Raw genomic sequence first — 12,887 nt, 5'->3', positions numbered from 1 at the left:
ATGGTAGCGCATCGGTGGCCTCGCGCGCAGCCGGAATCGCCCGCCGGAGCCGCGCTATTCCACGCGCTCGGTCTCGCCGGCGACCTTGACCGTCGCCAGTGCCGCCAGGATCTCCTCCGGCTCGGCCGGTTTGGCGATGTGCAGGTCGAAGCCGGCTTCGCGCGCCCTTACCTTGTCGGCCAGCTGGCCGTAGCCGGTCAGCGCGATCAACAGCGTGTCGGCGAACTCGGGCATCGCGCGCAGGCGCCGCGCCAGCTCGTAGCCGTTCATGTCGGGCAGGCCGATGTCGAGGATGAACACGTCGGGGCGCTCGAAGGCGGCCCATTCGAGCGCGCTGGCGGCGTCGTAATAGGTCGATACCAGGTGGTCGCCGGCCGCCTCCAGCAGCAGCGACAGGCTGACCGCGGCATCGATATTGTCGTCGACCAGCATCACGCGCAAGGCCGCCGGCAGCGCGGGCGGCGCGCTGTTGCGCGCCGGATCGCGGACCGAATCGCGGCCGCGGCGCGGGTTCGGCGCCGGCGCCGCGAGCGCCGCCAGTTCGTGCTTGAGCGGCAGGTGCACGGTGAAGATGCTGCCGCCGCCGCTTCCGGGGCTGCTGGCGTCGACCTCCCCGCCGTGCAGCTGCACCAGGCTGCGCACCAGGGCCAGGCCCAGTCCGAGTCCGCCCTGTGCGCGGTCGGCCTTGCGCTCGCCCTGGGAAAACAGGTCGAACACGCGCGGCAGGAGGTCGGGGGTGATGCCTTCGCCGTCGTCGGCCACGCTCAGGGTGGCTTCGTTGCCGGCGCTGCCCAGCGACAGCTGGATCGCGCCGTGCGGCGGCGTGTATTTGGCCGAATTCGTCAGCAGGTTGGCCACCACCTGGGTCAGGCGGGTCTGGTCGCCGCGCACCATCACCGCCTGCGACGGCAGGCGCAGTTCGAGGCGATGCTGGCGTTCCTCCATCAGCGGCCGGGTCTGCTCGACGGCGCGCTCGACGATATTGCGCAGGTCGACGTCTTCCAGGTTCAGGGTTACCAGGCCGCGCGTCACGCGCGAGACGTCGAGCATGTCGGAGAGCAGGCGGTTCATGTGTTCGACCTGGCGCCCGATCACGTCGGCGGCATAGCGCGCGCGGTGGCTGTCGAGGTCGGGCATTTTCAGCAGCTGGGCCGCGGTGCCGATCGGTGCGAGCGGGTTGCGCAATTCGTGTCCGAGCATGGCCAGGAACTGGTCCTTGGCGCGGTTTTCCTCCTCCGCCCTCTGGCGCGCCAGCTGGGCGTGCTCGAGCTGGGACTGGCGTTCGCTGCCGGCCGAGTCGCGCGTGGCCTGGGTGCGGCGCAGCTCGCTGCCGGCCTGGCGCAACGCCGCCAGCAGGCGGTCGATCTCGACGATGCGCGAGCGCCGCTGGGGCGGCAGTTCGCCGCGCCCCAGGCTGCTTGCCGCCTCGAGTGCGCTGCGGATGGCGCGCGCATGGCCGCGGCCGAACGAGGCCGAGACCGCGGCGGCCCCGAGCAGGGCCGCAACCAGGGCCAGCGCCGCCGCGCGCCGCGCGCCGCCGGGCGGCGCGATGAGCGACGCGGCAGGCGCCCCGACCGCGACCAGCCATCCGGAGTCCGGCAACCGGCTGAAGGCGACCGTGCCCTCGCCGCCATTGCGCAGCGCCAGCCCGAGCATGCCCTCGCGCGAACGGGTGGCGGCCGCGGCGAGCGCCGCCGGCGCTTCCTGGCCCACCAGCTCGGCCGACCCGAGGTTCGATGCGACCAGCTTGCCGGCGCGGTCGAGGATGTCGAGCTGCCAGTCGGGCCGCGTCCCGGCTTCGGCCAGCAGGCGGCGGAAATGCTCGGCGCCGTAAGCCACCCCCAGCACGTAGCGCCGTCCGCCGGCGCTCACCGGCATGCCGACGGCCGTCATCATGCGGCCGCTGACGTAGCCCGGAATGAGCTCGGTGACGAAAGGACGCTGCGCAGCCAGTACCGAGGAAAGGAAAGGGGGAAGTGCTTCCTGGGGCAGCGCTGCGCCGCTGGGGGCGAGCGTGTTGAACAACATGCGCCCGTTCTCGTCGAGCAGCACCCCCCATGCGTCGGGACTGCCGGTGGCCGCTTTCGCTTCTTCGTAGAAGGCGTCGAGGTCGCCGCGCGCCAGGCTGGGCGAGGCGGCCAGCACGCGCAGCGCACTCCGGGTGGCGGCCAGTTCGGCGTCGACCAGCAGGGCGACGCGATCGGCCGCGCGGACCACCCTGGCCCGCTCCAGGTCGGTTTCCGCGCCTTCGATCAGGCGCAGCGCGAATCCGGCGAAGAGGATCACCGGGACCAGGATTGCCGCAGCCATCAGATACAGGTAGGCACGGATTTGCATCGCGGGCTCACAGGTAGACGGCCATCGACATGACAGCCAGCAAAATCGATGATACCAATCCTGCAACGTAAAGCAAGAAAAGAGTGGAAAAACGGCTGAGACCGCCTGGCGCCCTCGCCGGCCGGCGTTTTTGTCGTGCCGAAGACCATGTTATGGCCGCGCTGCGGGCTCTGCGGTGTTATGCTTCGGTCATCCCAACCGCGCGCATGACAAGCCTTCTGCGCCCCACACGGAACCCCATCCACGATGCTCGACAACTACTTCAAACTCAGCGAAAGCGGCACCGACGTCCGCACCGAACTGCTCGCCGGCCTGACCACCTTCCTGACGATGGCCTACATCATTTTCGTCAACCCCTCGATCCTCGGCGACGCCGGAATGCCGAAGGAAGCGGTATTCGTGGCAACCTGCCTCGTGGCCGCCCTCGGCAGCGCGGTGATGGGCCTGTACGCCAACTACCCGATCGGCATGGCGCCCGGCATGGGCCTGAACGCCTATTTCGCCTACGCCGTCGTGCTCGGCATGGGCGTGGCCTGGCCGGCGGCGCTGGGCGCCGTGTTCATTTCGGGCTGCCTGTTCATCCTGGTGTCCGTGCTGGGCCTGCGCGGCATGATCGTCAACGGCATCCCGCATTCGCTGCGGGTGGCCATCACCGTCGGCCTCGGCATGTTCCTGGCCCTGATCGCGCTGAAGAACGCCGGCATCGTCGTCGGCAGCGAGCCGACCCTGGTCAAGGCGGGCGACCTGCACAAGCCGCAGGCCATCATGGCGATCCTCGGCTTCCTCCTGATCGTGACCCTCGACCGCCTGAAGGTGCGCGGCGCGATCCTGATCGGCATCATCGTCGTCACCATCCTCTCATTCTTCTTCGGTGGTAACACCTTCCACGGCATCTTCTCGGCGCCGCCCTCGATCGATCCGACCCTGCTGAAGCTCGACATCCGGGGTGCCCTGTCGGTCGGCATCATCAACGTGGTGCTGGTGTTCTTCCTGGTCGAACTGTTCGACGCGACCGGCACCCTGATGGGCGTGGCCAGCCGCGCCGGCCTGCTGGTTGAAGGCAAGATGGAGCGCCTCAACAAGGCACTGCTGGCCGACAGCGGTGCCATCGTCGCCGGCTCGATGCTCGGCACCTCGAGCACCACGGCCTATATCGAGAGCGCGGCCGGCGTGCAGGCGGGTGGACGTACCGGGCTGACCGCCCTGGCGGTGGCGGTGCTGTTCCTGGCCTGCCTGTTCATCGCGCCGCTGGCCGGCGTGGTGCCGGCCTATGCCACGGCCCCGGCCCTGCTGTTCGTCGCCTGCCTGATGCTGCGCGACCTGGGCGACATCGAATGGGGCGACACCACCGAGAGCATTCCCGCCGCGATCACCGCACTGGTGATCCCGTTCACCTATTCGATCGCGGAAGGCATCGCCTTCGGCTTCATCACCTATGCGGCGCTGAAGCTGACCACGGGCCGGGCGCGCGATGTCAAACCCGTCGTCTGGGTGATCGCGGCGCTGTTCATTTTCAAGATCGTGTACATCGGCACCTGAAGCCGGCGGAGCGGGAATGCGGGCGCGCTCCGGCTTACTGTCGAGTCGCGCCGTGGCCGCAACATGGCCGGTTCGGTTGGCTTCGGCGCGCATTTATGCTGCTTCTGGGATACAATCTCGGCCGAGCCCCTTTGCCGCACCGCGTGCACCGGCGCTCTTTGCGCGCAGTTTGCTGCGCAGTTGACAGATCACCGACCGGCAGGCAGACGGTCCAGCCCACGGGCTGGCGCCGCGGCCGCACCCTAGCTTATGAAACCATTCCCGCTGTACGCCCTGGCCCTGCTCGGCCTGGCCCATTTCCCCGCCCATGCAGACGGCGCCGCCGACGAGCTGCCCACCATCGGCAGCATCCACAGCGCCCTGAAGGTGGCGCGTCCCGAGACGATTCCCGAGGGCAGCTGGTTCACCTCGGCCGAACTGGGTGCGATCAGTACCTCGGGCAATACCACCGGCACCTCGATCAGCGGCAAGATCGACGCCCGCCACGAGACCGCCGACTGGAGCAACGAATACATCGTCAGCGGCTTCTTCAAGGAAGACGAGATCACGGACGACGACGGTGAACGCTACCGCACCCGCTCGGCCGAGCGCTGGACCGCGTCGGCCAAGGCCGCCTACAAGCTGATGAAGGAAGGTTCGCGCGCCTTCGTGCTGGGTTCGCACGTGAACGACAAGTTCGGCGCCTACACGCGCTACACCTCGTTCGCGGTCGGCCACGGCTCGCAGCTCTACAATACTGCGGACAAGGCGCTCGACGTCGAAATCGGTCCGGGCTATTTCAGCGGCGAGCGCGAAACGGGCGAGCGTGAGAGCGGCATGACGGTGCGCGGCGCCGCGCGTTTCCGCTGGCAGGTGAGCCCCTCGGCCGCTTTCGTGCAGACCGTCAGCGTCGAGCGCGGCACCTCGAACGTGCACTCGATCGCCGAATCGGCCCTGTCCACCAAGATCAACGACACGATGCAGATGAAGGCCGCCTTCTCCGCCCGCAACGACACCAACGTGCCGGTCGACAAGAAGAACCTCGATACCCAGACTTCGCTGACGCTGGTGTATTCGTTCTGAGCCGAACCCGTGCGACAATCGGTGCATGGACAGACGAACCGACTACAAGACCGCGCTCCTGATCGACGCGGCGATCAAGACCCCGACCGGCGATTCGCCCGCGCGCGTCATGGCCGGCATGGGCGTGCCCTTCGACGTCGCGCGCCGGGTGCTGATGCGCCCCGACGAGCGGCGCCATCCTCTTCCTGCACCGGAGTTCAAACGCGAGGCCTGAATCACGCCTGCGGCTCGTGCACGTCGTCGACCGTCACCGGCTCGGCGGCGATCTTCTCCTCGGCCAGCGCATGGTCTTGCGCATCGGCCTCCAGCCCCTCCTGGTCGGCGCCGCGCGCATGGTCGTAGACCAGTTCGACCAGCATCGGGAAGTGGTCCGAACCGAAATGCGGCAAACGGCGGATGAAGCCGAGGGTGAAGTGGCGGCTGTGGAACAGGTGGTCCAGCGGCCAGCGCAGGAACCAGTGGTCGGCGTGGAAGGTGTTGAACATGCCGCGCCCGATGCGCGGGTCGAGCAGCCCGCTGATCTTGCGGAACAGCCGGGTCGTGGTCGACCATGCCACGTCGTTCAGGTCGCCCGCGACGATCACCGGCGTGTCCAGCCCGGCCACGCTTTTCGCCACCACCAGCAGCTCGGCGTCGCGCTCGGTCGATTCGTCGTGTTCCGTGGGGCTCGGCGGCGCCGGGTGCAGGAAGTGCATGCGCACCTTGCGCCCTGAAGGAAGCACGACCAGCGCGTGCATCGACGGGATGTCGTCCTCGACCAGGAACTGGATCGCCTTGTCCTCGAGCGGCAGCTTCGAATAGACGTGCATGCCGTACAGGTTGTCGAGCGGACATTTCATCGAGTGCGGATAGGCGGCTTCGAGCACGTCGAGCCGCTCCTGCCACCACTGGTCGGTCTCCAGGGTGACGAAGACATCCGGCTTGTGCTCGCGGATCAGCGCGATCAGTGCGCCGGTATTCCGGTTGGGCGTGAGGACGTTCGCGGTCAGGATGCGGATGCGGTCGCCCGGCGCGCCGCCGACCGCCCGTTTCACCTCGTTCGGCCAGGGCCGGGTGTAGGGCAGGATCCACCAGGCCTGGTAGGCCAGGCAGGCGAGGGTCGCGGCGGCCAGGATATAGGTTTCGGTCTCGTCCCAGTCGAGGACAATCGTCTTGACGAGCAGGACGCCGAGCGCCACGCATGCGATCTGCAGGCGCGGGAAATCCAGGTCGCGCACCCACCATTCGGTGTGACGCGACAGCGGCATCAGGGTGGCGATCACAATCAGTACGACCAGGCTTGCGATGATGGCGAAAGACATGGGGCAGGAGTCCTGTGGGCTGTTCGGTATCTCATGACAATAAGACAATACCCGCAGTATGCCTTGGTTCGCCGAATCGGACTGTGCGCTAGCGTGCACAGTGCATGCCAGGCCAGCCGTGCGTTGCCGGATCGGCCAGATACGCGATACTGATGCCTGAACCTGGCCACCTGCCGATACCGATGACCGAACCGCGCATTGAAACCGCCTACCTGATCCTGAGCCCTGCCGGCCTTGCCGAGGTCGCCGCACGCGCCGCACCCGGCGCCACCGTCTATCTGAATCCGGGCCTTGCCTCCGACAGCGAGCTGGCGCGGCTGAGGCAGGCCGGCGTGCAGGTGCAGCTGTTGCCGCGCGCCCTGCCCGCCGCCTTGTCCGGGGAGTTCGAACGCGCGTTGCAGGCTGCGGGAATTGCCCCGCACCGGCTCTGGATCGAGCACCCGCCCGCCGCGCGCGAGGCCGTAGCCGTGGCCGCAGCGCCGCGGCGCCTGGACGAAGCGGCGCAAGCGCCTGCCCTGCACGACCGCCTGGCCGACGCGGCCGGGCAGTTCGCCACCCGCGCCCTGCGCCGCCTGCGCCGGCTGGGCAGCGACCACCCCCTGCTGGTGCTGCCCTATCTCGGTTTTGGCAACGCGAACAAACTCTGGATCAAGGGCCGCGTGCTCGACGAGGCGAGTTTTCGCGAGCAGACCGGCCAGGACAGCAGCTGGAGCAACCTGGTCGCCCTCTACCGCCGGCTCGAATCGGACGAGGTGGCCGGCGCGCGCGTGACCGCGCATTTCGACGGCCGCAGCTGGGAAACCGTGACCGACAGCGGCGGCTATTTCGAGTTCGAGATCCTGCCCTCCTCCCCGCTCGCCGGCGGCGCGCACCGCGTCGACCTGGAACTGCCGGACTCGCTCGGCGCCGACGGCCAACCGGTGCGCGCCTCGGCCGAGGCTTTCGTGCCGGCCGCGAGCGCCCGCTTCGGAATCATCAGCGACATCGACGACACGGTTCTGTGGACCAATGTCACCAACAAGCTGAACATGGCGCTGATGCTGGCGCGTACCAACGCCCACACGCGCAAGCCCTTCAAGGGGGTGGCCGCTTTCTACCGGGCCCTGCGCGACGGCGCGAGCGGGAACGAGGACAATCCGCTGTTCTATGTGTCGTCCAGTCCCTGGCACCTGTTCGGCTTCCTGGTCGACTTCCTGCGCCTGCAGGGCATCCCGGTCGGTCCGCTGCTGCTGCGCGAGCTGGGCATGCGCGACGTGTTCAAGCTCACCAAGCACGGCAACCACAAGCTGGAGAAGATCGAACTGATCCTGCGTTTTTATCCGGGCATGCAGTTTGTGCTGATCGGCGACAGCGGGGAGAAGGATCCGGAGATCTATGCCGAGATCGTGCGGCGCCATCCGCAGGCGGTACGGATGATCTATATCCGCAACGTGAACCCCGACCCGGTGCGGATCGAGGCGCTCGACAGGCTGATCGAGGAGGTCAGCACCACCGGCACCCAGCTGATCCTGGCGCCGGACAGCGTCTTCGCGGCCTCGCATGCGGCGGCGGAGGGGCTGATCAAGGTCGACCGGCTCGCCGGGGTGCGCTCGGACAAGAAGGAAGACGACAAGCTGCTGCCGTCGGGTTGATGCCGCATGCAGGCGTTATTGGGCTGATGCCTGCAGCGTCATCGGTGTTTTGAATCCGCATTGGCACAAGTGCCCATCCTACGGGCGACGCTACCGGTCGAAAAGCATCCCGTAGGATGGGCTCTCCGAGCCCATGCGGATCAACATTACCGAAAACGGGGCAGGCAACAGCCCCGTTATCGTCAATAAATCAAACCCGCGCCACCTCCGGCTGGCGCGCCGGGCTCTTCACCAGCAACAGCGCGATCAGGCTCAGCACCGCCGCACCCGTCAGGTAATACCCGACGTATTCGATCCCGTAATTCTTCGCCAGCGCGGTCGCCACATACGGTGCCAGCGAGGCGCCCAGGATGCCGGCCAGGTTGAAGGTCAGCGAAGAACCCGTATAGCGCACCGCCGGCGGGAACAGTTCGGCCAGCAGCGTGCCGAGCGGTCCGTAGGTCAGGCCCATCAGCGACAGGCCGATCACCAGGAACAGGCCTGCCTTCACCAGGTCGTCGGCGACGAACAGCGCGCCGAAGGTCAGGCCGAACACCATGATCGCGACCGTCACCCCGATCATGGCGGCGCGGCGGCCGAAGCGGTCGGCGATGATGGCCGAAGGCGGGATCAGGAAGCCGAAGAAGCACACGGCGCCCAGCTGCAGCAGCAGGAACTGGGTACGCGAATAGTGCAGGCCGGTCGTGCCCCAGCTCAGCGCGAACACGGTCAGCAGGTAGAACAGGACGAAGGTCGAGGTCGCCATCAGGGTGCCCAGCAGCAGCGCGCGGCCATGCTCCTTGAACACGGTGACAAACGGCACCTTCACGCGTTCGCCCTTGTCGAGCACGGCCTGGAAGTCGGGCGTCTCGTGGATTTTCAGGCGCACGTACAGGCCAACAATGACGAGGATGGCGCTCGACAGGAAGGGAATGCGCCAGCCCCAGGCGAAGAACTGTTCGTCGCCCATGGTCTGGGTCAGGATCAGGAAGATGCCGCCCGACAGCAGGAAGCCGATCGGCGCGCCCAGCTGCGGGAACATGCCATACCAGGCACGCTTGCCCGGCGGCGCGTTTTCGGTGGCGAGCAGCACCGCCCCGCCCCATTCGCCGCCCAGGCCCAGGCCCTGGCCGAAGCGGCACAGTGCGAGCAGCAGCGGCGCCAGCGTGCCGATCGTGGCATAGGTCGGCAGCAAGCCGATCACGATGGTCGACAGGCCCATGGTCAGCAGCGCCGCAACGAGGGTGGCCTTGCGCCCGATGCGGTCGCCGAAGTGGCCGAACAGGGCCGAGCCGACCGGACGCGCGAAGAAGGCGATGGCGAAGGTGGCGAAGGATTGCAGCACGGCGGCGGCCGGGTCGGCCGCCGGGAAGAACAGTTTCGGGAACACCAGCACCGCGGCGGTGGCGTAGATGTAGAAGTCGAAAAATTCGATCGTGGTGCCGATCAAGCTGGCGAAGAGGACGGTACGCGCTTTATTGGATGGCTGACTCATAGTCTCGTTCATATTCTCGTTATGGGTTGCTGCATGGGTTGCTGCATGGGCTAATTCGTCTGCCGACTCATGTGCTCCCCGCCTTCGACAGCGCTTCACGCACCTCGTCGGCGCTGTCGGGACGGGTCACGCGTGCGACCTCGACGCCGTCCTTGAGGACCACGACCGTCGGCCACAGCTTGATCTTGAAAGAGCGCCCCAACGGGCGGCCGGGGCCGTCCTCGACCTGGATGTGGCGGGCGTCCGGATAGTCCTTCAGCGCGCCCGCGATGAGCGGTTCGCCGGCGCGGCAATAGCCGCACCAGTTGGTGCCGAAGTCGAGTGCGACAAGACCGGGCAGCGCGTCCACCGCGCTGCGCTCGGGCTGGGAGGTTTCATAAGACATGGTGTGCTCCTCAATAGTGCCGATCCGACAAGCGTAACCGAAACAGCAGCACGGAGCCAAGGAATTTATTGCACTGGCGGAATCATCGGTGCGTGGGGGCGTCGGGGCTGTTGCCTGTGCAGGTATCGGTGCCCACGCCGATTCAAACCACCGATAACGCGACAGGCAACAGCTCCACCGTCCCTCAATGTGCGTGCCCGCCCGGTTCCTCGGAATGCTCCGGCTCGTCGCTGCACAACTTCGGCTGCGCCTGAGCACACGCGCAGGCCGGCTACCGGGCAATGCCTGCTCAACGTGAAATGCTTAACCGACGGTGGCTGCAGGGCGTGGCATATTCGTTCCAAATTCATCGATAGGAGGCCATCATGTCCGATAATCTGCAAAAATCCGGTCAGCAGGACCGCAGCCGCATCAACGTTCACGAAGAGTGGGAAGTGCGCCACTGGACCGAGGCCCTGGGCGTGACGCGTGAAGAGCTGGAAAAGGCGGTATCCGAGGTCGGCGTGTCGGCCGAAGCGGTACGCCAGCACCTGAAGCGCAAATAAGTAGTTCGCCTCCGCGGACGCCCTGAGCGTCCGCCCGTTGTCGCGGCCCCGCGCCGCGGCAGCGCACTGCAGTGCCAATTCCGCTTCACCCTCCGGCGCCCTTCGTGCCGCCGGACGTTTTGCGCGCCCTTGCGCCCCCTCTTCCATAAAAAAAGGAGCCCAAAGTGGATATCCGCGCCTTCGTTGCATCCCTCGACATCACGCTCCCGAACGCCCTGTTCGCACTGGCCCTGGCCGTGGCCAGCTTCGTCGCCATCCACGGCGCGCTGATGCTGTTCCGGCGCCGCCTCGACCAGCTGGGCGACGAGCACGCACACCGCCCGGTCGCCGAAGTGCTGCGCAAGACCCTGGCGCGCACCAGCAATCTCGTCGTGATCGCCACCAGCCTCCTGATCGGCCTGTCCGCGCTCGACCTGCCGCCGCCCTGGAACGCGCGCGTGAGCCACCTCTGGTTCCTGACCCTGGGCCTGCAGCTGGCGATCTACCTGCACAGCGCAATCAAGGTCACCGCGCGCCGCTATTTCCGCAACCACGAGCACGCGACGACCGACGCTCAGGTGACCGTGGCCCATACCCTGATCATCTGGGTGCTGCAGACCAGCGTCTGGGTGATTTTCGCGCTGGCCCTGCTGGCCAACCTCGGCATCAACATCACGACCTTTGTCGCCAGCCTCGGGATCGGCGGCATCGCCATCGCGCTGGCGGTGCAGAACGTGCTGGGCGACCTGTTCGCCTCGCTCGCGATCGCGATCGACAAGCCCTTCGAGGTGGGCGACTTCATTTCGACCTCGAACACCTCGGGCACGGTCGAGAAGGTCGGCCTGAAGACCACCCGCCTGCGCGCCTCGAGCGGCGAGCAGATCATCGTCTCGAACGCCGAACTGCTGAAGGCCACGGTGTCGAACTTCAAGCGCATGGTCACGCGCCGCATCGTCTTCAACCTGCGCGCCCATCCGGACACGCCGGCGGCGCTGGCGGCCAAGGTGCCGACCGCGGTGGCCGAATTCATCGGCAAGCGCGAGAAGGTACGCTTCGACCGCGCCCACCTGGCGAAGTACACTCAGGACTACATCGAGTGGGAGATCGTCTACACGGTCCTCGACGCCGACTACGACCTGTTCATGAATACCCAGCAGGCGGTGATCCTGGCCTCGATGCAGATGTTCGCCGACCTCGGCATCTCGACCGCCCCGCGCGCGCAGCAACTGCTGCTGCAGGACGCGGTCGAACCGCCAGCCACCGAACTGCCCGGAGGCCCACGCTTTCCCGCGACCCTGCGCAGCCTGCCGAAGGGCAGCTGAGCGTCCGTCGCATTCACTGAGGAGCATGCGATGAACCAGCCGAAACAGCAGCAACAGCCACCCGGTCACGAATCCGCACTCGATCCGCCGGCCGACCACGGCGAAACGAGCTACAAGGGCTCGGACAAGCTGGTGGGCAAGGCAACCGTGATCACCGGCGGCGACAGCGGCATCGGCCGCGCCGTCGCCCTCGCCTTTGCACGCGAAGGGGCGGACGTCCTGATCGCCTACCTGAACGAACACGAGGATGCGCAGGAAACGGCGCGCCTGGTCGAGGCGGCCGGGCGGCGCGCCGTGCTGATGCCGGGCGAACTGGCCGACCCGAAGCACTGCCGCGCCATCGTCGAGCGCGCGGTGCAGGAATTCGGCCGCATCGACGTACTGGTGAACAACGCCGCCTTCCAGATGAGTCACGATTCGATCGAGGAGATTCCGGACGAGGAATGGGATTACACCTTCCAGGTCAACATCACGGCCATGTTCCACATCTGCAAGGCCGCGGTAAAACACATGGCGCCGGGTTCCGCGATCATCAACACCACCTCGATCAACTCCGACAACCCGAAGCCGACCCTGCTCGCCTATGCCGCGACCAAGGGCGCGATCGCCAACTTCACGGCCGGCCTGGCCCAGCTGCTGGCGGACAAGGGGATTCGCGTGAACTCGGTCGCGCCGGGGCCGATCTGGACGCCGCTGATCCCGGCGACGATGCCACCCGACCAGGTGGAGAGTTTCGGCCAGCAGGTGCCGATGAAGCGGCCGGGCCAGCCGGCCGAGGTGGCGCCGGTGTACGTGCTGCTGGCCTCGGACCAGGCGAGCTATATCTCCGGCGCGCGCATCGCCGTCACGGGCGGCACGCCAATTCTGTAAGCCCCGTGCGCGCAAACGAGCTCATCTGAAGATAGTATTGACGCACTCGCCGGCCAACCGGCCCTGCCGGGCCCCGCTCGCGGGCGGTCAACGGCGAACGCGATAATTTCGCCGGCCGGGCTGACCTGCGCGGCGGGCTTGTACTGGTGCCTGAATGCGAACAGCAGCGGCTGGGTCCACGCGCCCCTCCGGCGACTGCTTCGGCAGCCAGAACAACGTCGACAGCAACTGGAACACCGGCGCCGCGAGCTGGGCGAAGGATCCGAACCTGCAGTGGCTGACCAACTTCACGACTAAATGAGAAGGCGCGGCGCGACCTTAGCGTAGGGTGGGCATGCCCACGCGTTGATACCTGCCCTCAAGATCGTCGAATGCGGGATCGGAGCCGGCACGTATCACCGCGTGGGCTCGGGGAGCCCACCCTACGGCAGTTCAGCCCCGC

The 12,887-nt window shown here is 67.1% G+C and carries 12 protein-coding genes; 8 read left to right on the top strand and 4 right to left on the bottom strand.

Going from position 1 to position 12,887, the window contains the following annotated elements; genetic code table 11:
• Positions 1-54 precede the first annotated feature (54 nt).
• The gene (locus tag LPB04_RS17650) at positions 55-2,337 is read right to left on the bottom strand and encodes a hybrid sensor histidine kinase/response regulator (RefSeq protein ID WP_193685810.1); all 2,283 of its coding nucleotides are present in this window, start codon (positions 2,335-2,337) and stop codon (positions 55-57) included.
• Positions 2,338-2,583: 246 nt separating this feature from the next.
• On the opposite strand from LPB04_RS17650, the gene LPB04_RS17645 reads away from it, so the two are divergent.
• From LPB04_RS17645 to LPB04_RS17635, 3 genes are all read left to right on the top strand, one after another.
• A complete protein-coding gene (locus tag LPB04_RS17645; RefSeq protein WP_193685809.1) occupies positions 2,584-3,876 on the top strand; it encodes an NCS2 family permease in 1,293 nt (430 codons plus the stop codon).
• 249 nt (positions 3,877-4,125) lie between these two features.
• Positions 4,126-4,938, top strand: coding sequence for a DUF481 domain-containing protein (locus LPB04_RS17640; protein WP_193685808.1), 813 nt, complete (start codon positions 4,126-4,128; stop codon positions 4,936-4,938).
• A 25-nt stretch (positions 4,939-4,963) separates the two neighbouring features.
• On the top strand, positions 4,964-5,152 hold the full coding sequence (locus LPB04_RS17635; protein ID WP_193685807.1) for a hypothetical protein: 189 nt from the start codon (positions 4,964-4,966) through the stop codon (positions 5,150-5,152).
• 1 nt (position 5,153) lies between these two features.
• Here LPB04_RS17635 and LPB04_RS17630 read toward each other — a convergent pair whose 3' ends face one another.
• A complete protein-coding gene (locus tag LPB04_RS17630) occupies positions 5,154-6,239 on the bottom strand; it encodes an endonuclease/exonuclease/phosphatase family protein (protein WP_193685806.1) in 1,086 nt (361 codons plus the stop codon).
• Between the two features lie 152 nt (positions 6,240-6,391).
• Here LPB04_RS17630 and LPB04_RS17625 point away from each other — a divergent pair, with 152 nt between their 5' ends.
• On the top strand, positions 6,392-7,870 hold the full coding sequence (locus tag LPB04_RS17625) for an App1 family protein (RefSeq protein WP_193685805.1): 1,479 nt from the start codon (positions 6,392-6,394) through the stop codon (positions 7,868-7,870).
• 190 nt (positions 7,871-8,060) lie between these two features.
• On the opposite strand, the gene LPB04_RS17620 is transcribed toward LPB04_RS17625, so the two are convergent.
• Together LPB04_RS17620 and LPB04_RS17615 are read right to left on the bottom strand one after the other, a co-directional pair.
• Positions 8,061-9,344 (bottom strand): MFS transporter, encoded by a 1,284-nt coding sequence (locus LPB04_RS17620; RefSeq protein ID WP_193685804.1) that lies wholly within the window; start codon positions 9,342-9,344, stop codon positions 8,061-8,063.
• A gap of 67 nt (positions 9,345-9,411) precedes the next feature.
• Positions 9,412-9,729, bottom strand: coding sequence for a thioredoxin family protein (locus tag LPB04_RS17615; protein ID WP_193685803.1), 318 nt, complete (start codon positions 9,727-9,729; stop codon positions 9,412-9,414).
• A 365-nt stretch (positions 9,730-10,094) separates the two neighbouring features.
• Between LPB04_RS17615 and LPB04_RS17610 the strand changes: the two genes are divergently transcribed.
• The 4 genes from LPB04_RS17610 (at position 10,095) to LPB04_RS17595 (ending at position 12,746) form a co-directional block, all read left to right on the top strand.
• Positions 10,095-10,274: a DUF3606 domain-containing protein gene (locus LPB04_RS17610; RefSeq protein WP_193685802.1), complete on the top strand. Its 180-nt coding sequence runs from the start codon at positions 10,095-10,097 to the stop codon at positions 10,272-10,274.
• Positions 10,275-10,438: 164 nt separating this feature from the next.
• Positions 10,439-11,575 (top strand): mechanosensitive ion channel family protein, encoded by a 1,137-nt coding sequence (locus LPB04_RS17605; RefSeq protein ID WP_193685801.1) that lies wholly within the window; start codon positions 10,439-10,441, stop codon positions 11,573-11,575.
• Positions 11,576-11,605: 30 nt separating this feature from the next.
• Positions 11,606-12,445 carry a glucose 1-dehydrogenase gene (locus LPB04_RS17600; protein WP_193685800.1) on the top strand — a complete coding sequence of 280 codons (840 nt, stop codon included), beginning with the start codon at positions 11,606-11,608 and terminating at the stop codon, positions 12,443-12,445.
• Positions 12,446-12,599: 154 nt separating this feature from the next.
• Positions 12,600-12,746 carry a hypothetical protein gene (locus tag LPB04_RS17595; RefSeq protein ID WP_193685799.1) on the top strand — a complete coding sequence of 49 codons (147 nt, stop codon included), beginning with the start codon at positions 12,600-12,602 and terminating at the stop codon, positions 12,744-12,746.
• Positions 12,747-12,887: the final 141 nt, after the last annotated feature.

The organism is Massilia litorea, from assembly GCF_015101885.1.
In the GTDB taxonomy this organism is placed as follows: domain Bacteria; phylum Pseudomonadota; class Gammaproteobacteria; order Burkholderiales; family Burkholderiaceae_D; genus Telluria; species Telluria litorea.
Note: the sequence above shows the minus strand (reverse complement) of the source record. Positions and strands in the feature narration are given on the sequence as shown.